General features: G+C 63.7%; 21 protein-coding genes and 1 pseudogene. 17 read left to right on the forward strand and 5 right to left on the reverse strand.

The window, feature by feature from the left end:
- Window positions 1–85: 85 nt before the first annotated feature.
- The 3 genes from OKW30_RS06985 to OKW30_RS06995 are packed head-to-tail and all read left to right on the forward strand — an operon-like array spanning window position 86 to window position 1,436.
- A complete protein-coding gene (locus OKW30_RS06985; RefSeq protein ID WP_429346363.1) occupies window positions 86–601 on the forward strand; it encodes a hypothetical protein in 516 nt (171 codons plus the stop codon).
- On the forward strand, window positions 601–906 hold the full coding sequence (locus OKW30_RS06990; protein WP_429346364.1) for a holin: 306 nt from the start codon (window positions 601–603) through the stop codon (window positions 904–906). The genes OKW30_RS06985 and OKW30_RS06990 overlap by 1 nt, the downstream gene beginning before the upstream one ends.
- Entirely contained in the window at window positions 903–1,436 is a 534-nt protein-coding gene (locus OKW30_RS06995; RefSeq protein ID WP_429346365.1) for a lysis system i-spanin subunit Rz, read from the forward strand. Before OKW30_RS06990 ends, OKW30_RS06995 begins: the two co-directional genes overlap by 4 nt.
- A 150-nt stretch (window positions 1,437–1,586) precedes the next feature.
- Here the strand turns inward: OKW30_RS06995 and OKW30_RS07000 are convergent, their stop codons facing one another.
- The gene (locus OKW30_RS07000; protein ID WP_429346366.1) at window positions 1,587–2,627 is read right to left on the reverse strand and encodes a trypsin-like serine protease; all 1,041 of its coding nucleotides are present in this window, start codon (window positions 2,625–2,627) and stop codon (window positions 1,587–1,589) included.
- A 41-nt stretch (window positions 2,628–2,668) separates the two neighbouring features.
- On the reverse strand, window positions 2,669–2,923 hold the full coding sequence (locus OKW30_RS07005; protein WP_429346367.1) for a hypothetical protein: 255 nt from the start codon (window positions 2,921–2,923) through the stop codon (window positions 2,669–2,671).
- Between the two features lie 1,229 nt (window positions 2,924–4,152).
- Here OKW30_RS07005 and OKW30_RS07010 point away from each other — a divergent pair.
- From OKW30_RS07010 to ftsB, 6 genes and pseudogenes are all read left to right on the forward strand, one after another.
- Window positions 4,153–4,407, forward strand: a pseudogene (locus OKW30_RS07010) (hypothetical protein); the annotation flags it as partial.
- A 116-nt stretch (window positions 4,408–4,523) separates the two neighbouring features.
- Complete coding sequence (locus OKW30_RS07015; RefSeq protein WP_184067577.1) at window positions 4,524–5,327, forward strand: alpha/beta fold hydrolase; 804 nt, start codon at window positions 4,524–4,526, stop codon at window positions 5,325–5,327.
- Window positions 5,328–5,469: 142 nt separating this feature from the next.
- A complete protein-coding gene (locus OKW30_RS07020; protein ID WP_184022401.1) occupies window positions 5,470–7,131 on the forward strand; it encodes a CTP synthase in 1,662 nt (553 codons plus the stop codon).
- Window positions 7,128–7,982, forward strand: coding sequence for a 3-deoxy-8-phosphooctulonate synthase (gene kdsA / locus OKW30_RS07025; RefSeq protein WP_187626669.1), 855 nt, complete (start codon window positions 7,128–7,130; stop codon window positions 7,980–7,982). Before OKW30_RS07020 ends, kdsA begins: the two co-directional genes overlap by 4 nt.
- 214 nt (window positions 7,983–8,196) lie before the next feature.
- On the forward strand, window positions 8,197–9,480 hold the full coding sequence (gene eno, locus OKW30_RS07030) for a phosphopyruvate hydratase (protein ID WP_018417543.1): 1,284 nt from the start codon (window positions 8,197–8,199) through the stop codon (window positions 9,478–9,480).
- Between the two features lie 114 nt (window positions 9,481–9,594).
- Window positions 9,595–10,032, forward strand: a complete 438-nt coding sequence (gene ftsB, locus OKW30_RS07035) for a cell division protein FtsB (protein WP_429346368.1) — start codon at window positions 9,595–9,597, stop codon at window positions 10,030–10,032.
- Between the two features lie 95 nt (window positions 10,033–10,127).
- On the opposite strand, the gene OKW30_RS07040 is transcribed toward ftsB, so the two are convergent.
- The 3 genes from OKW30_RS07040 to OKW30_RS07050 all read right to left on the reverse strand — a co-directional run bounded on the left by OKW30_RS07040 (window position 10,128) and on the right by OKW30_RS07050 (window position 12,231).
- The gene (locus OKW30_RS07040; RefSeq protein WP_429346369.1) at window positions 10,128–10,490 is read right to left on the reverse strand and encodes a hypothetical protein; all 363 of its coding nucleotides are present in this window, start codon (window positions 10,488–10,490) and stop codon (window positions 10,128–10,130) included.
- Between the two features lie 202 nt (window positions 10,491–10,692).
- Window positions 10,693–11,643, reverse strand: a complete 951-nt coding sequence (gene hslO / locus OKW30_RS07045; protein ID WP_090800759.1) for an Hsp33 family molecular chaperone HslO — start codon at window positions 11,641–11,643, stop codon at window positions 10,693–10,695.
- Between the two features lie 63 nt (window positions 11,644–11,706).
- On the reverse strand, window positions 11,707–12,231 hold the full coding sequence (locus tag OKW30_RS07050) for a gamma carbonic anhydrase family protein (protein ID WP_184004143.1): 525 nt from the start codon (window positions 12,229–12,231) through the stop codon (window positions 11,707–11,709).
- Window positions 12,232–12,510: 279 nt separating this feature from the next.
- On the opposite strand from OKW30_RS07050, the gene OKW30_RS07055 reads away from it, so the two are divergent.
- The 8 genes from OKW30_RS07055 (at window position 12,511) to dapA (ending at window position 19,649) form a co-directional block, all read left to right on the forward strand.
- On the forward strand, window positions 12,511–13,416 hold the full coding sequence (locus OKW30_RS07055; RefSeq protein ID WP_187615534.1) for a ferritin-like domain-containing protein: 906 nt from the start codon (window positions 12,511–12,513) through the stop codon (window positions 13,414–13,416).
- Window positions 13,417–13,486: 70 nt separating this feature from the next.
- Complete coding sequence (locus OKW30_RS07060; RefSeq protein ID WP_429346370.1) at window positions 13,487–14,371, forward strand: alpha/beta fold hydrolase; 885 nt, start codon at window positions 13,487–13,489, stop codon at window positions 14,369–14,371.
- 178 nt (window positions 14,372–14,549) lie between these two features.
- Window positions 14,550–15,380: a 3',5'-nucleoside bisphosphate phosphatase gene (locus tag OKW30_RS07065; RefSeq protein ID WP_184067596.1), complete on the forward strand. Its 831-nt coding sequence runs from the start codon at window positions 14,550–14,552 to the stop codon at window positions 15,378–15,380.
- Between the two features lie 113 nt (window positions 15,381–15,493).
- A complete protein-coding gene (locus tag OKW30_RS07070) occupies window positions 15,494–16,129 on the forward strand; it encodes an L-threonylcarbamoyladenylate synthase (protein ID WP_090800752.1) in 636 nt (211 codons plus the stop codon).
- Between the two features lie 56 nt (window positions 16,130–16,185).
- Window positions 16,186–16,848, forward strand: coding sequence for a site-2 protease family protein (locus OKW30_RS07075; protein ID WP_184067599.1), 663 nt, complete (start codon window positions 16,186–16,188; stop codon window positions 16,846–16,848).
- A gap of 6 nt (window positions 16,849–16,854) precedes the next feature.
- Window positions 16,855–18,057, forward strand: coding sequence for a tryptophan--tRNA ligase (locus tag OKW30_RS07080; protein WP_090800748.1), 1,203 nt, complete (start codon window positions 16,855–16,857; stop codon window positions 18,055–18,057).
- Window positions 18,058–18,085: 28 nt separating this feature from the next.
- Window positions 18,086–18,688, forward strand: coding sequence for a methyltransferase domain-containing protein (locus OKW30_RS07085; RefSeq protein ID WP_184067602.1), 603 nt, complete (start codon window positions 18,086–18,088; stop codon window positions 18,686–18,688).
- A gap of 43 nt (window positions 18,689–18,731) precedes the next feature.
- Window positions 18,732–19,649, forward strand: a complete 918-nt coding sequence (gene dapA / locus OKW30_RS07090; protein ID WP_090800745.1) for a 4-hydroxy-tetrahydrodipicolinate synthase — start codon at window positions 18,732–18,734, stop codon at window positions 19,647–19,649.
- Window positions 19,650–19,752: the final 103 nt, after the last annotated feature.

The following is a 19,752-nucleotide window of genomic DNA, read 5'->3' on the forward strand; positions in this document are numbered from 1 at the left end:
AGTAAATCAATCACCACACCCGCTTCGGCGGGTTTTTTCGTTTACGGCCGCCGCGTGCGGCCGTTTCTATTTGTGGAGGACAGCAGTGTCATTGGACCAAGTTATCAGGGACGCCATTGCGCCGGCGCTTGCCATCTTGCCGTCTGCGATGGACTCGCATCCCGCTCGCGTCATGCTGACGGCAATCGGGCTGCAGGAAAGCCACTTCATGGCTCGCCGGCAGATGAACGGCGGTCCCGCCCGCGGCTTCTGGCAGTTCGAGCAGGGTACGGAGAAGTCCCGCGGCGGCGTGTGGGGCGTCTACCTGCACGACGCGAGCCGCTACTGGCTGAATGGGCTGTGCGACGTACGTCATGTCCGATTCGATCCGGTCTCGATCTACAGCACGCTCGAACATGACGACATCCTCGCGGCAGGTGTCGCGCGGCTGCTGCTTTTCACCGATCCGCCAAGGCTGCCCCCCGCTGACGATGCCGCCGGCGCGTGGGCGCTCTACTTGCGCACTTGGCGCCCCGGCAAGCCGCGACCTGAATCGTGGGATGCATTTCACCGGCAGGCGGTCGGCGCCGTCGGTCCTGATCGGAATGCAGGGGAGACGTGATGCAACTGAACGAACATGAAAAGGAGCTCTTGACGCTGTTCGGTGTGGGGGCCGTGATCGGTTTCGCCAAGTGGCTGTTGAGCGGCGAACGCTTCGAGGTGCGGGTTGTGGCCGGGCGGATCATTATCGGTGCGGGCCTGTCCATGAGCGCCGGGGCCACGCTGACTGTCTTTCCGGATCTTCCGGCGACGGGCCTGGTCGGCATCGCTTCGGCGCTAGGCATTTGCGGGCAAGTAGTGCTTGAGGCCGTTGTGCACAAGTACATCGGCAAGCTTCCCGACGATCGGGGCGAGGGGGGCAATTGAACTGGAAAGCACTATTTGCGGCGCTGTTCATCGGCGGGTGTCTGGCCGGTGCCGTGCAGCAATGGCGACTTGGCGCGCAGATTGCCAGCGCCGGGACTGATCTTGCGAACGCTCGGCAGCAACACGAGGCTGAATTGAGAGCGATCTCCGATATGGCCGCCTCGGCGGCCGACGCCGCGCTCGCAGAAACGGTGCGTGCGGCATCGGCCGTCGCCGCGGTCGAACTAATCTATCGAACGGAACAAACGAATGCTCAAAAGACGATCGATGCTCTACGCGCCGATGTGCGCGCTGGCGATGTCCGGCTGCGCGTCGCAACTGCCAGTTGCATCGCTCCAGCCGGTGGCGGTGGCATGCCCGGTGGTGGCGCCGCCGCCGGCGGAACTGATGGAACCGGAACAGCCGAACTTGACGGATCGACTGCTGATGCGCTTCTCGGCATCACCGGCGACGGCGACCGCTCAATCCGGAAACTGACCGCATTGCAGGTTTACGCGCGCGAAGCACTGCGCGTGTGTGGGGTCCGTTAGCGACGTCTAGTGCAGGCGCTCTATGCTCATTTCTGGGATCGATGGCTAAGGAAGTGGCCGATGCCGGCCATGATCGGACGTTGGAGAGTACGACCTGGATCGTCAACAATCATCCGTTGGCACGCAGACGTCGATTGTATGCCGCTGGCGTTAAACGAGTATGCAGTTCAAGCCACTCAGTACGGCTGAAATAGGACAGGCGTAGGTATAGACTGCGCCTCCGGCGAATACTAGGCCGACAACCTTCCCGTCACTTTCGCGCACCACTGCCGAGCCCGAGTCCCCTGGGTTAGAAAATGTGGTGCCGTTTTCGCCCTCAATCACAACGGCATTGCGAAACCAACACCTGCCTATGCTGTATTCGATCGGAACGATTGCCGCCATTTGCCTCACGGTCCCAAACGTTAATCCTGTGGTCCGGCCAACCTTGAAGACTCGGTCGCCGGGTCTAGCGTCGCCGCTCCCAGTGGGGGGCCGCGCATTGCGAATCGGTAAGTAGCCTTGGACATGACTTTCGCCCGGAGAGAGCTTAGCCACGCATGCATCGGCATCATTCCAATTTACGTTTCCCGTTGCGATCGTGGCGCTGTTTGGGCTTTCCACAAGCCGCACGAAATCCGTCAGCGTAGCGGCCAACAGGTGTGAGTTAAACTGCGCCCCGCCTTCTTGCAAGATTCGATCGGCTCCATTTTTCCCGCGATTTTCTCCCGCGCCGACGTGGTTGTTAGAGAGGATGGCAATGTCGCCATTCACTGACACAAAACAACCAAGTGTGCCGATTCTGTATGTGCCGCGCGAAAGTAGGCCCTCTCGCGAGTCGTCATCGAAATTTTGAATCTGAAGTCCGCACACAAGGGGACGGGTGCGATGCACTTCAGGCATTGTGCTTACGCTTTGAGGACTGCCCGGGCCAGTATGAGGTACTTCTATGAGGCTTCGGGGATCTGCGAACTCTTTGACATACTCGACGCGCAGGTCTTCTATTTTCTCAGGGGCTACACGCCAAGCGCTGGGCGAATAATATGGAATCGCACATAAGGCGTTTCGCACTGCAACAAACCCCACGTCGCCGTCCCTCTCGCCCACGCCTACTGAGCGTATCGTGGGATCCGCGTCAAAGAGTTTCGCGGCTGCGGACTCGACCATGCTCGCTGCCTGTTGCAGAGACGCCGCCATATGTCCTCCACTCATCCCTGGTGTTCACTAGCTTTTGGTAGTAGAGTCGAAAGACTTCAATACGTCGTTGCAAGCGGTTTTGCGACGCTGAAATCGTGCTCGATCAACACTGGAACCTTCTCGCCATTGAGCACGACGTACTTAGGGAATGATTCAGAGGGTTCATCGACAACGCTCAGAATCAGTGCATGCTTGCCCGGATGCTTCGGCAGTTGACCAATGCCGAGCGAATATGCACCTTTGTAGTGCCCGAGCAATTGCCGATGAAGTTCTGGTGCTGTGATGAGCTGCGCTAGTACTCTGAGTTCCATATGGCCTCCCCTTCAAGCGACCGTCCGTTGTCACGTTGCGTCCGAAATTCAGAACCGGAGCGATTCAGGCGACTTTGCCCGCGGTTTCTGCAATTCGTCAAGCGGTACTTCCGCATAGCGCAGCATTTGTGCCACGGACGCGCCGACGCTCACAGCCGCGTTCTCTGGCCGGACGGATTGTTACAAGGATACTCAAGGATACTCGTAGATACGTATCCCCGCTCGGATGGTGCCAACCAGGTCCCAGCTGTCCGACTTTTGCCCACGGCGGATCGCGCTGCCGCATGTAAGGCTGATTTATGTTTGTATTCTGGGCGAGTGTTTGTCCTTATCAAACAGGTGTCGGTAATATCTGCACAGCGATGGCGTTCTCTGTGCTGATCGAGGGGGTGCACGCGCGGCGCGAAGGCCCGAAAAGGACGCCCCTAAAGGCGGTCACGAGATTCGCGAAGTTTGAAGGAGTCTGGCTCAGTGATATGGGATCGGTAACCGGAAAATCTCTTTCGGCAGTTGCAGTGGCCAAGGCGCCATGTGAGGACGACCAGCGAGCGACTGGACGTCCGCTTTCGGCGCTATCGGACGTCTCTTCCGGGTCGGCTACGGTCGACCGCATCGGGCAGCTGTCCGCTGCCCGTGATTTCGTGTCCGAACCGCGGCTCATTGACAGCTGATTCTCCGAACGTAGCGCCCCTCAATTGCGCTACCTCGCTGCTCAGCAGACGTCCGCGGTCCGACTACGAACGACAGTTCCTGGCCGAACTGAGACGGGCGTTCTGACACCGTCTGTCAAATCAAGTCAAAACTTCTACCGCGAGCGGTGTGCGGCTTTTTTTCTTCGTCGCCGTCATCCGCCCCCATGGCCCTCACCCAATGCACGCATCCGCGCTCTGGCTGTGCTTGCACCTGCTTCTGCTCGTTCCACAAGCATAGGGCATGTGATCCGCCCGCAACGTCGCCGCCCCAATGTTCGCAAAGACGGCAGGGGCGGTCTGTCACGGCGTCGGGGTATCGGAAGTGAGACATTGAGTGCGTAAAAAGCTGTATGAATATACAGTATAGCGGAGGGCAACTAGTACGGGCGCTCTATGCAGCGCCTGCGGCACTGTGCCCAAACTGTGCCCTGATCCTGTACGCTTCCTTGCGAAACGCCTGAAAACCTTGGAAAGTCCCATCACTGACCGGCGCGAGACTTTGTGTTAAAAATCAGTTGGTTAGATGGAAAATCAGGGGCTTTCTGTTACGTAGGCTACGAGAATCGCTTCCATCATCCGAATGCGGGCGTGTTCGCGCGCTACGCGGCGCGTCATATCGAACTCGGGCGCAGCGATCGCGATGGCGCCGTGAGGGTCGACGTCGATCCGGGCGCGCGCGGTGAGGAGGGCGCCCGGGTCGACGTCGATCCGGGCGCGCGCGGTGAGGAGGGCGCCGCGCTCACGCTCGAGCGCTATCGGGACACGCAGCGCCGCTACTGGATGGAGCCCTGAGCGCGTCGCGGCCCGATGAGTGCAACAGCGCAGACAACAGGCGCAAGCAGCGGTATAAGCAGCGGCACAGGCAAAGCACCGCCCACGCGTAAAAAACACAACGGAGATCGCCGCAGTTGAAAAACATCATCCATTTCTCGCATGCGAACGGCTTTCCGGCCTCGACTTACCGGACGATCTTCGCCGAGCTCTCCGACGACTACGACGTGCGCTCGATCGAGCGGATCGGCCATGATCCGCGCTTTCCGGTCACGCAGGACTGGCCCCATCTGGTCGAGCAACTGCTTGACGATATCGCCCGCAAGTACGAGCAGCCGGTGTGGCTCGTCGGGCATTCGCTCGGCGGTTATCTGTCGCTGATGGCGGCGCTGAAAAAGCCGCAGTGGGTGAGGGGCGTCGTGATGCTCGACTCGCCGGTTATCGCCGGCTGGCGCAGCAGCATGCTGCGCGTGTCGCAATGGACCGGGCTCGACGAGCGGCTGTCGCCTGCCGCCGCGACGCGCAAGCGGCGCACGCAATGGACGAGCCGTGACGAAGCATGGCGGCACTTCCATTCGAAGCCCGCGTTCGTGCGCTGGGACGAGCGCATGCTGTCCGACTACATCGACTTCGGCATTCCGCAGAGTTCGCCCGACGGCACCCGGGTGCTCGCGTTCGATCGTCGCATCGAATACCAGATCTACCGGACGCTGCCGCATACGCTCGGCGCGCGGCTCGCGCGCGGCGCGCCGGTGCCGGTCGGGTTCATCGCCGGGAAACGCTCGAAGGAAATCCGCCAGGCCGGGCTCGACGCGACGCGACGCGCGACCGGCGGGCATGTCGAGTGGATCGAGGGCAGCCATCTGTATCCGATGGAAAAGCCGATCGAAACCGCGCGCGCGGTGCAACGCATGCTGCGTGAGCTGGAGCGAACCGCCTGACGTGCTGCGCGCACGAAGCGGGCCCCAAACCGCTGCGCCGGCTGCCACGCGAGGCGGCCTCGGCACGCGTGGGTCGGCCGTTTTTTGCTGGGTCGGGAACATCCTTTACGGTATAATCCGTTTTTCCCGCGAGCATCCAGCGATGACCAAATATGTTTTCGTCACCGGCGGCGTAGTATCTTCCCTCGGCAAGGGTATTGCCGCCGCTTCCCTCGCCGCGATCCTCGAATCGCGCGGTCTTAAAGTCACCCTCCTCAAACTCGATCCCTACATCAACGTCGACCCCGGCACGATGAGCCCGTTTCAGCACGGCGAAGTGTTCGTGACGGAAGACGGAGCGGAAACCGACCTCGACCTCGGCCACTACGAGCGCTTCATCAGCACGAAGATGCGCAAGGCCAACAACTTCACCACGGGCCAGATTTACGAGTCGGTAATCCGCAAGGAACGCCGCGGCGATTATCTCGGCAAGACCGTGCAGGTCATCCCGCACATCACGAACGAAATCCAGGCATTCGTCGAGCGCGGCGCAGCGTCTGCGACGTGCGGCGAGCCGGATGTCGCGATCGTCGAAGTGGGTGGCACGGTGGGTGACATCGAATCGCTGCCGTTCCTCGAAGCCGCGCGCCAGATGAGCCTGCGCCTCGGCCGCAACAGCGCGTGCTTCGTGCACCTGACGCTGGTGCCCTGGGTCGCCACGGCCGGCGAACTCAAAACCAAGCCCACCCAGCACAGCGTGCAGAAGCTGCGCGAAATCGGCATTTCGCCGCACGTGCTGCTGTGCCGTGCCGACCGCCGCATTCCGGACGACGAGCGCGCGAAGATCTCGCTGTTCTCGAACGTGCCCGAAGACGCGGTGATTTCCGTGTGGGACGCGGACAGCATCTACAAGATTCCGCAGATGCTGCACGACCAGGGTCTCGACGCGATCATCTGCGAAGAGCTGAAGCTCACGCCGAAGGCGGCGGACCTGTCCATGTGGTCGGACCTCGTCGAGAAGCTGCAGAACCCGAAGCACGAAGTGACGATCGGCATGGTCGGCAAGTACGTCGATCTGACCGAGTCGTACAAGTCGCTGATCGAAGCGCTGCGTCATGCGTCGATGCATACGTCGACGCGCGTGAATATCGAGTACATCGACTCCGAAGAAATCGAAACGCAAGGCGTCGGGAGCCTCAAGCATCTCGACGCGGTGCTCGTGCCGGGCGGCTTCGGCCGTCGCGGCACCGAAGGCAAGATCGCCGCGATCCGTTATGCGCGCGAAGCGAAGGTGCCGTATCTCGGCATCTGCCTCGGCATGCAGCTCGCCGTGATCGAATTCGCCCGCGACGTCGTCGGCCTGAAGGACGCGAACAGCACCGAATTCGATCAGGAAACGAAGAACCGCGTGGTCGCGCTGATCACCGAGTGGTACGACCGCGAAGGCCGAGTCGAGAAGCGTACCGAAGAGTCGGATCTCGGCGGCACGATGCGCCTCGGCTCGCAGCGCTGCCCGATCAAGCCCGGCACGCTCGCCGAAGAGATCTACGGCACCGATGTGAACGAACGCCACCGTCACCGTTATGAGGTGAATAACCGTTTCGTGCCCCAGCTCGAAGGCGGTGGCCTCATCATTAGCGCCCGTACCCCGAGCGAGGATTTGCCGGAAATGATGGAGCTGCCGCGCAGCATGCACCCGTGGTTCGTCGGCGTCCAGTTCCACCCTGAATTCACGTCTACGCCGCGTGACGGTCATCCGCTGTTCAAGTCGTTCGTCGAAGCGGCGCTCGCGCATCAGCAGTCGAGGGTCGAGGAGAAAGCATGAAACTGGGCGATTTCGACGTCGGGCTCGACAAGCCGTTTTTCCTGATCGCCGGTACCTGTGTCGTCGAATCGGAACAGATGACGATCGACACGGCCGGCCGCCTGAAGGAAATCTGCGCGAAGCTGAACATTCCGTTCATCTACAAATCGTCGTACGACAAGGCCAATCGCAGCAGCGGCAAGTCGTTTCGCGGTCTGGGCATGGACGAAGGTCTGCGCATCCTGTCGGAAGTGAAGCGCCAGCTCGGTCTGCCGGTGCTGACCGACGTGCACGCCGAACATGAGATCGAGCAGGTGGCGTCGGTCGTCGACGTGCTGCAAACGCCCGCGTTCCTGTGCCGTCAGACCGACTTCATCCACGCGTGCGCGCGCTCGGGCAAGCCGGTCAACATCAAGAAGGGCCAATTTCTCGCGCCGCACGACATGAAGAACGTGATCGACAAGGCGCGCGACGCCGCGCGTGAAGCGGGTCTGTCCGAAGACCGTTTCATGGCGTGCGAGCGCGGCGTGTCGTTCGGCTATAACAACCTCGTGTCGGACATGCGTTCGCTCGCGATCATGCGCGAGACCAACGCGCCGGTCGTGTTCGACGCGACGCATTCGGTGCAGTTGCCGGGCGGTCAGGGCACGAGCTCGGGCGGCCAGCGCGAATTCGTGCCGGTGCTCGCGCGCGCCGCGGTCGCGGTCGGCGTCGCCGGTGTGTTCATGGAAACGCACCCGAATCCGGCGCAAGCGAAGTCGGACGGGCCGAACGCGGTGCCGCTCAATCGCATGGCCGAGCTGCTCGAGACGCTCGTCACGCTCGACCGGGCCGTCAAGCGCGGGCCGTTCCTCGAAAGCGATTTCAACTGATTCAGGTGTGCGCCGCGTGTCACGATTGCCCTCGATAATCGACCCGCGGCGTTTTCGCATAATGGTCGTCGAACGTATCGGCGCGCGAGTTGTCTGTCGGGGGACCGGCAGGCGCTTTGCATGGGACCGGAGTAGGCGCTAAAGCGCCAACTCCGGTTCGACAGCGCGATGCAAGGTCACAGTAAAGAATTCAACGTCATCCTTTGAGGAAACCATGAGTGCTATCGTAGACATCATCGGTCGAGAGATTCTCGATTCGCGAGGCAACCCCACCGTCGAATGCGACGTGCTGCTCGAGTCAGGCACGATGGGGCGCGCGGCCGTACCGTCAGGCGCGTCGACCGGCTCGCGCGAAGCGATCGAACTGCGCGACGGCGAAGCCGGCCGCTACGGCGGCAAGGGTGTGCTGAAGGCCGTCGAGCACATCAACACGGAAATCTCCGAAGCGATCATGGGTCTCGACGCTTCCGAGCAGGCGTTCCTCGACAAGACGCTACTCGAGCTCGACGGCACCGACAACAAGTCGCGCCTCGGCGCGAACGCGATGCTGGCCGTGTCGATGGCCGTCGCGAAGGCCGCGGCCGAGGAGGCCGGTCTGCCGCTGTACCGCTACTTCGGCGGCTCGGGCGCCATGCAACTGCCGGTGCCGATGATGAACATCGTCAACGGCGGCGCGCATGCGAACAACAGCCTGGACATCCAGGAATTCATGATCGTGCCGGTCAGCCAGCCGAGCTTCCGCGAAGCACTGCGCTGCGGCGCCGAAGTGTTCCACGCGCTGAAGAAGATCCTGTCGGACCGCGGCATGAGCACGGCAGTCGGCGACGAAGGCGGCTTCGCACCGAACTTCGGCAGCAACGAGGAATGCCTGTCCACTATCTTGCAAGCCATCGAGAAAGCAGGCTACCGCGCCGGTGAAGACGTGCTGCTCGCGCTCGACTGCGCGGCGAGCGAGTTCTACCACGACGGCAAGTACCAGCTCGCGGGCGAAGGCCTGCAGCTGTCGTCGACGGAATTCGCGGACTACCTCGCGAACCTCGCCGACAAGTTCCCGATCGTGTCGATCGAAGACGGCATGCACGAGGGCGACTGGGAAGGCTGGAAGACGCTGACCGACAAGCTCGGCAACAAGGTCCAACTGGTCGGCGACGACCTGTTCGTGACGAACACGCGGATCCTGAAGGAAGGCATCGAGAAGGGCATCGCGAACTCGATCCTGATCAAGATCAACCAGATCGGCACGCTGACGGAAACCTTCGCGGCGATCGAAATGGCCAAGCGCGCGGGCTACACGGCGGTGATTTCGCACCGTTCGGGCGAAACTGAAGACTCGACGATCGCGGACATCGCAGTCGGTCTGAACGCCGGCCAGATCAAGACAGGTTCGCTGTCGCGTTCCGACCGCATCTCGAAGTACAACCAGCTGCTGCGTATCGAGGAAGATCTCGGCGATATCGCGAGCTACCCGGGCAAGTCGGCCTTCTACAATCTGCGCTAAGCGGTCTTCGCCAGATTGTTCACGCCGATCGATGAGCCGGTTATCCTTCGTTTCTGATTGACCTCGCCGCCCTGCGTATAGCGCAGGGCGGCGCGTATTTATTGTGCTTACTTCATGCGGCTTGTCACTGCTGTCCTGATCGTTCTGCTGGCGTTGATCCAGTACCCGCTCTGGTGGGGGCACGGCGGCTGGCTGCGCGTGCATGAGTTGCAGGGACAACTCGCGCAGCAACTGCAGAAGAATGCCGACGCGAAGCTGCGCAACGAGCGCATCCAGGGCGAAGTGCAGGACCTGCAGAATGGCACGGCCGCGGTCGAAGAGCGGGCGCGCTACGAAATGGGCATGGTCAAGGACGGCGAAGTGTTCGTGCAGTTCGTGTCGCCGAACCAGCCGTTGCCGTTGGCGAATACGCCGTCGGCGAACACCTCGACGCGCGGTGAGGTGTCGGTCGCGCCGCTGCATGTGGTGCCGAATCCGGAGTCGCGCGCGAAGCCGGATCGCAAGCATGCCGGGAAGGCAGCGGCTGCGAAGGAGAAGAAGCCGGTGCACTGAGGTTCGATATTTCGCATCGGCCTCGCAGGAAGGCGCAAAAAAAGCGCGGTTCATCTTGAACCGCGCTTTTTTGTTTTTATGCTGCCGTGTTCGCCCTACCAGCCCCAATACGGCCCGAACCCGACGCCGATCCCGGTTCCCCAGCCACGTCCCCAGCCGCCGCTCGAGAAGCCCGCGGAAAACCTCACGGGCGGCGAACGCGAGTAATAGCGCGACCAGGCTTGCGCGGCGGCGTCCGCGGCCATCGTCTGATTCTGTTCGAACATGACCTGTTGCTCGATCGCGTCATAGCGCGCGCGTTCCTCCGGTGTCAGCGTCTGCGTATGACTCATGGCTTCGGCCTGATCGGGCGGCAGACGGCTCAGAATCGGCGCTGGACCACGCGGATCGATCGAACAGCCGGCCAGCACCGCGCTGCCCGTGAGGACGGCAAGCATCAACGAAAGCGTGTGCTTCATGGTCGAATCTCCATCGGTCCGAGGCTCGAGCAAGCGTCTTCCAAAGCGCAGCGCCGCATGCATCCTTCCAAAGTATCGACGCCGCGCTCAAAAGCAACGCGCCGCCCGAGCCGTGACGAGGCATGGGGCGGCGCGGTCAGGACTTGCGTTGAAGAGCCCGATCAGTTCACGGGCACGTACTCCGCTTCGGCGAAAGCGCGGTCTAGTGCCGCTGCGCGGCCGCCGGCGTCACACCTTGTGAGAGTCCGCCGGCCACGAAAAGTTGCGCGACGTCGACCGGGTCGAACTCGTAGCGCTGATTACAAAACTCGCAGTGAATCTCGACGTGGCCGCGTTCCTCGATCACGCTGTCGACTTCATCGCGGCCAAGCATCTTCAGCATCGCGCCGACTTTTTCGCGCGAGCACGTGCATTCGAAGCGCGCGGTAACCGGCTCGAAATGCTGGACGTTTTCCTGCCAGAACAGGCGTCGGAACACCGTCTCAGGTTCTTCCTTCAGCAGCTCGTCGTGCGACAGCGTGCCGCCGAGCGTGCACACGCGTTCCCACGTATCCGCGTCGAGCTCGCCCGGATGCGGGACGATGCCGCCGTCGCCCGGCAGTTTCTGCAGCAGCATGCCGACCGCGCGCTCGGTGTTCGCCGCGAGCCACATGCGCGTGTCGAGCTGCTCGGAGTGATGCATATAGTGCTCGAGCACCTCGGCGATCGACTTCAGCGCTCCGTCCACGCCCGACAGCGGCACGATACTCTGGTACGGCTGCTGGCCGGGCTGCTTGGCGGTCGGGTCGAGCGTGATCACGCAGCGGCCGTAGCCGCTCGCGTTCACCAGATCGATGAGCGAGGTCGTGTCGTCGATCGTATGGGCGGCTTCGCCGGACAGCTTCGCGGTGGCGCGCATCGTCAGGTTCGAGCTGCACTGCACGACCAGCATCTTGACCGGGCCATCGCCGAAAATCTGCATGACGAGCGTGCCGTCGAACTTCAGGTTCGCCGACAGCAGCGCGCACGCGGCCATCATTTCGCCCAGAATCGTTCGCACGGGCGCCGGATAATCGCGGCGCGTCAGCACGTCCTGCCAGGTATTGCGCAGGGAAACGATCTCGCCGCGCACCGGCGCCGCGCTGAACATGAATTTTTGCAACTGGTCGCTCACAACTTTTCCTCGCTGGAATGACGCGGCATGACGCCGCGCCTTTGCGCACCGCGCGCCGGCCGTCTAGCCGATGCGTACGAGCTGCGCCTTGAAATACTCGCGGCGCCCGGCATAGCTTGCCGCGCCGCGCTGCATGTTGGCGATATCCGCTTCCGTCAGTTCGCGCACCGCCTTCGCGGGCGCGCCGAGGATCAGCGTATTGTCGGGAAACACCTTGCCCTCGGTGACGATGGCGCCCGCTCCGACCAGACAGTTGCGGCCGATCACCGCGCCATTCAAGACCACCGCCTGAATTCCGATCAACGCGCCTTCCTTGATCGTGCAGCCGTGCAGCATCGCCTGATGGCCGATCGTCACGTTTGACTCGACCGTCAGCGGATAGCCGGGGTCGGTGTGCAGCACCGCGCTTTCCTGCACGTTGCTGCCGGCGCCGATCGTGATCGGCTCGTTGTCGCCGCGCAGTGTCGCGCCGAACCACACGCTCGCGTTCTCCTCGAGCGTTACGTTGCCGATGATGTTCGCCGAATCCGCGACGAACACGCTTTCATGAATGATCGGGGCGGCTTCGCCCAGCTTGTAAATCGTCACAATGTCTCCTTGTTGGTCAGAGCCGGGCCTTCGGTGACGCCGATCCTGTGCACGATGATGGTCTGATCGGTTGCCACGCATGGGCGGGACGGCGCGCAGCCGGCGCGGTGCGAGGTTGGCGGTCTTGCGTCGCCAACTGACGGGCGTGCCCGAAAGCGCGCCGGTTGGTCGAATCGGGTATTGTAAACGGTTGTGTGCATGAGCCGCTTGGCCGCTCGCGCGCGGCTCAGCCGCCGTCTGTCCGCCGTCTTTACCGCCTCCAACGCCGATCTGTTTGTCATGACGTCCGCCGCTTCGCCCGTTTCTGTCGCTTCTCCCGCATCGAATTCTCACGACGAGCCGCCGTGCGCGCGCCGCGCCGCGCTCGCCGCGTTGCGCGAGCGGGATCCGGCCGCGAAGGCCGCGGCGGCCCGCGAGTTGTACGCTGCGGTACTCGACGGTCGCGCGCTCTGTGACTCCGGCCTCGATCTCGCCGAGCCCGCTGGCCTGCCGGGCCGCCCCGAACGGCCCGAACTGGTCGAACCGCGCCAACTCGGTCGACGCAGCATGCAGTCGCCGCAGGGCCGCGCGGTGCTGCTCCACGCGCTCGCGCACATCGAGTTCAATGCGATCAATCTGGCGCTCGACGCCGTCTGGCGTTTCCCCGGCATGCCCGCCGGGTTCTATACCGACTGGCTCAAGGTCGCCGCCGAAGAGGCGTATCACTACTCGCTGCTCGCCGCGCGTCTCGCCGAATATGGCCACGCGTACGGCGACTTCCCGGCGCACGGCGGCCTATGGGACATGTGCGAGCGCACCCGTGGCGACGTGCTCGCGCGCATGGCGCTCGTGCCGCGTACGCTCGAAGCGCGCGGCCTCGACGCGTCGCCGCCGATCCGCGCGCGTTTGCAGCAGGCCGGCGATCACGCGTCGGCGGCGATTCTCGACGTGATCCTGCGCGATGAAATCGGCCACGTGCTGATCGGCAACCGCTGGTTTCGTCACCTGTGCGACGCGGACGGCCTCGATCCGCACCACACCTATCTGCGTCTCGCCGACCAGTATCACGCGCCGAAACTGCGTGGCCCGTTCAATTTCGAAGCGCGCCGCGACGCTGGTTTCGACGATGCCGAACTCGCCGCGCTCGCGAGTCAGGATGCGCAGCAAGCCATGCAGGCAACGGACGACCGAGCATCGCGTCAATAAACCGTTACCACTTCTTGCGCCGCTGTTCCTATAATCGAACGACCATTCTTTTTTTACGGGTGCGCCGTTCATGAATACATCCCGCTCTGAGTTCGTTGCCGCGCGCGGCGTCCGGCTGCACGTGCGGCGCTGGGGCCATCCCGATGCGCGGATACTGTTCATGCTGCACGGCTGGATGGACGTCGGCGCGTCGTTCCAGTTCGTCGTCGATGCGCTCGGTGGCGACTGGCAGGTGATCGCGCCCGACATGCGCGGCTTCGGTCTGTCCGACTGGCCGGTCGCCGAGCGCGGCGGCGGTAGCTACTGGGTGCAGGACTATCTCGGCGATCTCGACGCGCTGATCGACCACTACGCGCCCGACGGCCAGGTGAACCTCGTCGGTCACAGCATGGGCGCGAACGTCGTGTGCCTGTATGCGGGCGTGCGGCCGCAGCGGGTACGGCGCGTGGTCGATCTGGAAGGCTTCGGGCTCGCGCCATCGCATTCGGCGCAGGCGCCGAAGCGCCTGCTCAATTGGCTCGACGACTTGCGCGATCCACCGCAGCTCAAGCGCTACGCGTCGCTCGACGAGGTCGCCGCGCGCCTGATCAAAACCAATCCGCGCCTCGATCCGCGGCGTGCGCAGTTTCTCGCGCAGCACTGGTCGAAGCCGGATGGCGAAGGGCGCTTCATGCTGCTCGCCGATCCGGCGCACAAGGTCCGCGGCCCGACGCTGTATCGCCTCGACGAGGTGATGGCGGTGTGGCGTCAGGTCAGCGCGAAGGTGCTGCACGTCGAGGCCGCCGGCTCGCCGACGCTCGCGCAGATCGCCGGCGACATTCCGCTCGCCGAATTCAAGGCGCGTTTCCAGGCGTTTCCCGATTGGCGCGAGAAGATCATCGACGGCGCGGGGCACATGCTGCATCACGACCAGCCGGAGCAGATCGCCGCGTTGATCGAGGGGTTCTGCACCTGACACCGCGCCTGAAGCTACGTTTGAAACGGCGCTCGTGGGTCGCCCGGAGGTCGCGGGATCGGCGCTGACTGGTCTTGACCTCGCGGCACGCCGGCAACCGGCACTGGCGTCGCGAGATACCCCTGCGGCCCCTTACTGCATTGCAGTAAAATGCCCCCAGAACCCTTCCAGGACCACGATGAACGCCGATCTTCACTGCCACTCCACCGTTTCCGACGGCCAGTTCGCGCCGGCCGACGTCGCGCGCCGCGCGCACGCTAACGGCGTGACGCTGTGGGCGCTCACCGATCACGACGAAGTGGGCGGCCAGCACGAGGCGCGCACCGCGGCCGAGGCTCTCGGCATGGATTACCTGAGCGGCGTCGAGATTTCGGTCACGTGGGCGGGGCGCACCGTGCACATCGTCGGACTCGGCATCGATCCGGGCAGCCAGATCCTGATCGACGGTCTCGCCCGCACGCGCGACGGCCGCGCCGCGCGCGCCGAAGCAATCGGCGAGCAACTGGCCACGCTCGGCATTCCAGACGCGTACGAGGGCGCGCTGCATTACGTATCGAATCCCGACATGATGTCGCGCACGCATTTCGCGCGCTTCCTGGTCGAGCACGGCCACTGCGCAAACACCCAGGAAGTGTTCGACCGCTATCTCGGCGACGGCAAGCCGGCTTACGTCGCGCACCGCTGGGCCAGGCTCGCCGACGCACTCGGCTGGATCCAGGCCGCGGGCGGCGTCGCGATCGTCGCGCATCCCGGTCGTTACGCATATTCGCAACTCGAATTCGACGCGTTCTTTGGCGAATTCATCGACCTCGGCGGCGAGGCGATCGAGGTCGTGACCGGCAGCCACACGCCCGGCCAGTACCGCGAATATGCGGACGTCGCGCGTCGCTATGGCTTCGAGGCCTCGCGCGGTTCCGACTTCCATGCGCCTGGCGAAGGCCGCGTCGAACTCGGTGCACTGCCGCCGCTACCCGCCGATCTGAAGCCCGTTTGGGAACGCTGGCTGTGACCGCGCGCCGTGCCGGAGCGGCACGGCGCGCGCGGGGGCCGGCTGGATGCGGCACGCGCTCTGCTCGCCGCAGCCCATCCGCCGCAGTTCGTCTGCCGCCATCGTGAGTCTCCATGTCCCAATACTTTCGGCTTCACCCCGACAATCCGCAACCGCGTCTCGTCAAGCAGGCCGTGCAGATCATCAACGGCGGCGGCGTGGTCGCCTTGCCGACCGATTCGACCTACGCGCTCGCCTGCCGTCTCGACGACAAGGATGCGGTCGAACGCCTGCGGCGCATCCGCGGACTCGACGAAAAGCAACTACTGTCGCTGCTCGTGCGTGATCTGTCGGAGCTCGCCAATTTTGCTATGGTGGACAACTGGCAGTACAGGCTGCTTAAGTCGGTGACCCCGGGTCCGTACGTGTTCGTGCTGCAGGCCACCAAGGAAGTGCCGCGGCGCGTGTCGCATCCGTCGCGCAAGACGATCGGCCTGCGCGTGCCGGATCACGCGATCACGCTCGCGATTCTCGAGGAGCTCGGCCAGCCGCTGCTCGGCTCGACACTGATCATGCCCGGCGAAACCGAGCCGCTGAACGACCCCGAGGAAATCCGCGCGCGGCTCGAAAAGCAGCTCGATCTGGTGATCGACGGCGGCGCGTGCGTGTGCGAGCCGTCCACCGTAATCGATCTGACCGGCTCGGAGCCGGTGCTGGTGCGGGCAGGGCGCGGCTCGCTCGCGCCGTTCGGTCTCGAGGAAACGGCGTGAGCGTCGTGAGCGAAAGCGGACAGACACGCGCGAGCGCATTGTTACAATAGCGAGCTATGGATTCTTCCCTGATACAGACGATTGCGGTGTACGCGCTGCCGGTGATCTTCGCGATTACGCTGCACGAGGCTGCGCATGGCTACGTCGCGCGCTGGCTCGGCGACAACACCGCGTACGTGCTCGGCCGCGTGTCGCTGAACCCGATGCGGCACATCGATCCGCTCGGCACGATCGCCATTCCGCTGCTGCTGTACTTCGCGACGAGCGGCGCGTTCGTGTTCGGCTATGCGAAGCCGGTGCCGGTCGCGTTCGGCAATCTGCGCAACCCGCGCTGGGGCAGCCTATGGGTCGCGGCGGCCGGGCCCGTGTGCAATTTCATCCAGGCGCTGTTCTGGGGCGTGTTCGGCGTTGCGCTCGCGGGGCTCAATGTCAACGAACCGTTTTTCACGCGCATGGCGGGCGCGGGCGTCGGCGTCAATCTCGTGCTCGGCGTGCTGAACCTGTTTCCATTGCCGCCGCTCGATGGCGGCCGCGTGGTGATGGCCCTGTTGCCGCCGAAGCAATCGATCGCGTTGTCGCGGCTCGAGCCGTACGGCTTTTTCATCGTCATGGCGCTGGTGATGACGGGTACGCTCACGCGATTCTGGTTGAGGCCACTCGTGACGCTCGGGTATAGCGCGATCACCGCAATTCTGACTCCACTTGTATCGCTTTTCTAAATAACCATGTTCCCAGACCGTATCTTCTCCGGCATGCGGCCCACCGGGTCGTTGCACCTCGGCCACTATCACGGCGTGCTGAAAAACTGGGTGCGGCTGCAGTCCGAATACCCGTGCTTCTTCTGCGTGGTCGACTGGCACGCACTGACGACGCACTACGAAACGCCCGAAGTGATCGAAAAGAACGTGTGGGACGTGCTGATCGACTGGCTCGCTTCCGGCATCGATCCGGCGCAGGCGACGCTGTTCATCCAGAGCAAGGTGCCCGAGCATGCCGAGCTGGCGCTGCTGCTCGGCATGAGCACGCCGCTCGGCTGGCTCGAGCGCGTGCCGACCTACAAGGAGCAGATGGAAAAGCTGAAGGACAAGGACCTGTCCACCTACGGCTTCCTCGGCTATCCGGTGCTGATGGCGGCGGACATTCTGCTGTATCGCGGCTCGCTCGTGCCGGTCGGTGAAGACCAGGTGCCGCACGTCGAGATGACGCGCGAAATCGCCCGTCGTTTCAACTACCTGTACGGCCGTGAGCCGGGCTTCGAGGAGAAGGCGAACGAAGCCGCGAAGAAGCTCGGCGGCAAGCGCTCGAAGCTGTATCACGAGTTGCGCAACGCGTATCAGCAGGAAGGCGACGACGAAGCGCTCGAACGCGCGCGGGCGATGCTGCAGGAATCGCAAAGCCTGTCGATGAGCGATCGCGAGCGCCTGTTCGGCTATCTCGAAGGTTCGCGCAAGATCATCCTCGTCGAGCCGCAGGCGATGCTGACCGAGGCGTCGCGCATGCCGGGTCTCGACGGCCAGAAGATGTCGAAGTCGTACGGCAACACGATCGGCCTGCGCGAAGACGCGGAAACCATCACGAAGAAGGTCCGTACGATGCCGACTGACCCCGCGCGCGTGCGCCGCACCGATCCGGGCGATCCCGACAAGTGCCCGGTGTGGCAATTGCATCAGGTCTATACCGACGAAGCGACCCACGAGTGGGTGCAGAAGGGCTGCCGCTCGGCAGGCATCGGTTGCCTCGATTGCAAGCAGCCGGTCGTCGAAGGGATTCTGCGCGAGCAGCAGCCGATGCTCGAGCGCGCGCAGAAGTACATGGACGACCCGTCGCTGTTGCGCGCGATCGTCGCCGATGGCTGCGACAAGGCACGCCGGTTCGCGACCGAAACGATGCGCGACGTCCGTGAGGCGATGGGGCTGTCGTACAACTGATGCGCACCCGACGCACCGCGGTGCAGCGATGAGCACGCCCGTTACCAGTGGCTTGCATGGCCTCGGTGAACCGTCGCGCTGGGTGCGTCACTGGGCGCACCTGATCGCGCCGGGCGGCGCGGTGCTCGACGTCGCGTCGGGGGCCGGGCGGCATGCGCGCTTTTTTGCGTCGCTCGGCCATCCGGTCACCGCGATCGATCGTGACGCGGCTGCTCTCGACCTGCTGCGCGACGCGCTGCTCGTCACACCTCTCGTGGCCGATCTCGAAGGCGCGACGTGGCCGCTACCGGCCGATGCGGCGTTCGCCGCCGTCGTGGTCACCAACTACCTGCACCGGCCGCTTTTTCCGCAGTTGCTGCGCGCGCTCGCGCCCGGCGGCGTACTGGTTTACGAGACCTTCGCGCAAGGAAACGAAAGCGTCGGCAAACCCTCCAATCCGGCGTTTTTGCTCGCGCCTGGCGAGCTGCTCGACACCGTGCGGGGCCACCTGCGGGTGATCGCATTTCAGGACGGATTTCTCGCCGAGCCGCGTCCGGCCTACGTTCAGCGCATCTGCGCGGTTCGGGAAACGGCCCGGGCGCATGATCCCGCACGGGCAACAGCGCCACCTTGTTACGAGTTGGCTGGCTAATCCGCTACAATCGCGGTTTACCTGATCATATTCATGGCGTTTCATGACTAACGGCAACCACAGCGGTCACCAGGACGGCGTTCAGATCCGCGGCAGCATTCCTGCCATCATCACTCCGATGCTCGAAGACGGCAGCCTCGATCTGCCGGCGTTTCGCAAACTGATCGACTGGCACGTCGAGGAAGGCACGAATGCGCTCGTCGTGGTCGGCACGAGCGGCGAGTCGGCCACGCTGTCGGTCGAAGAACACGTGCTGATGGTCAAGACCGCGGTCGAGCACACCGCTGGACGCATTCCTGTCATCGCGGGCGCGGGTGCCAATTCCACCGCTGAGGCGATCGAACTCACGCAACACGCGAAGGACGTCGGCGCGGATGCCACGCTGCAGGTCGTGCCGTACTACAACAAGCCGACCCAGGAAGGCATCTACCGCCATTTCGCGAAGATCGCCGAAACCGTCGATCTGCCAGTGATTCTGTACAACGTGCCGGGCCGCACCGTCGCCGACATGAGCAACGAGACCATCCTGCGCTGCGCACAGGTGCCGGGCATCGTCGGCGTGAAGGAGGCCACGGGCAACATCGACCGCGCCGCGCATCTGATCAAGTCGGCGCCGGCGCATTTCGGCATCTATAGCGGCGACGACCCCACCGCGATCGCGCTGATGCTGCTCGGCGGTCACGGCAATATTTCGGTCACCGCGAACGTCGCGCCGCGCGCAATGAGCGAACTGTGCAAGGCCGCGCTCGCCGCGGACGTGAAGACCGCGCGCGAGATTCATCTGAAACTCCTGTCACTGCACAAGTACCTGTTTGCCGAAGCGAATCCGATTCCGGCGAAGTGGGCGCTGCAGCAACTGGGGCGTGTGCAGGGCGGCATCCGCCTGCCGCTCACGCCGCTCGACGCGCAATACCACGAAGTGGTGCGCGGCGCGCTGCGCGAAGCGGGCCTGCTCGGCTGAACGGGCCGACCGTCCCGCCGCCCACGCAAGACCGCCACCGGCATTTCATTAACCGACGTCGCTTCAGCCCACGTTCCCGGCAGATCGAACGAGGCATCGCGTT

The sequence above is a fragment of the Paraburkholderia sp. Clong3 genome (assembly GCF_050436485.1).
In the GTDB taxonomy this organism is placed as follows: Bacteria; Pseudomonadota; Gammaproteobacteria; order Burkholderiales; family Burkholderiaceae; genus Paraburkholderia; species Paraburkholderia tuberum.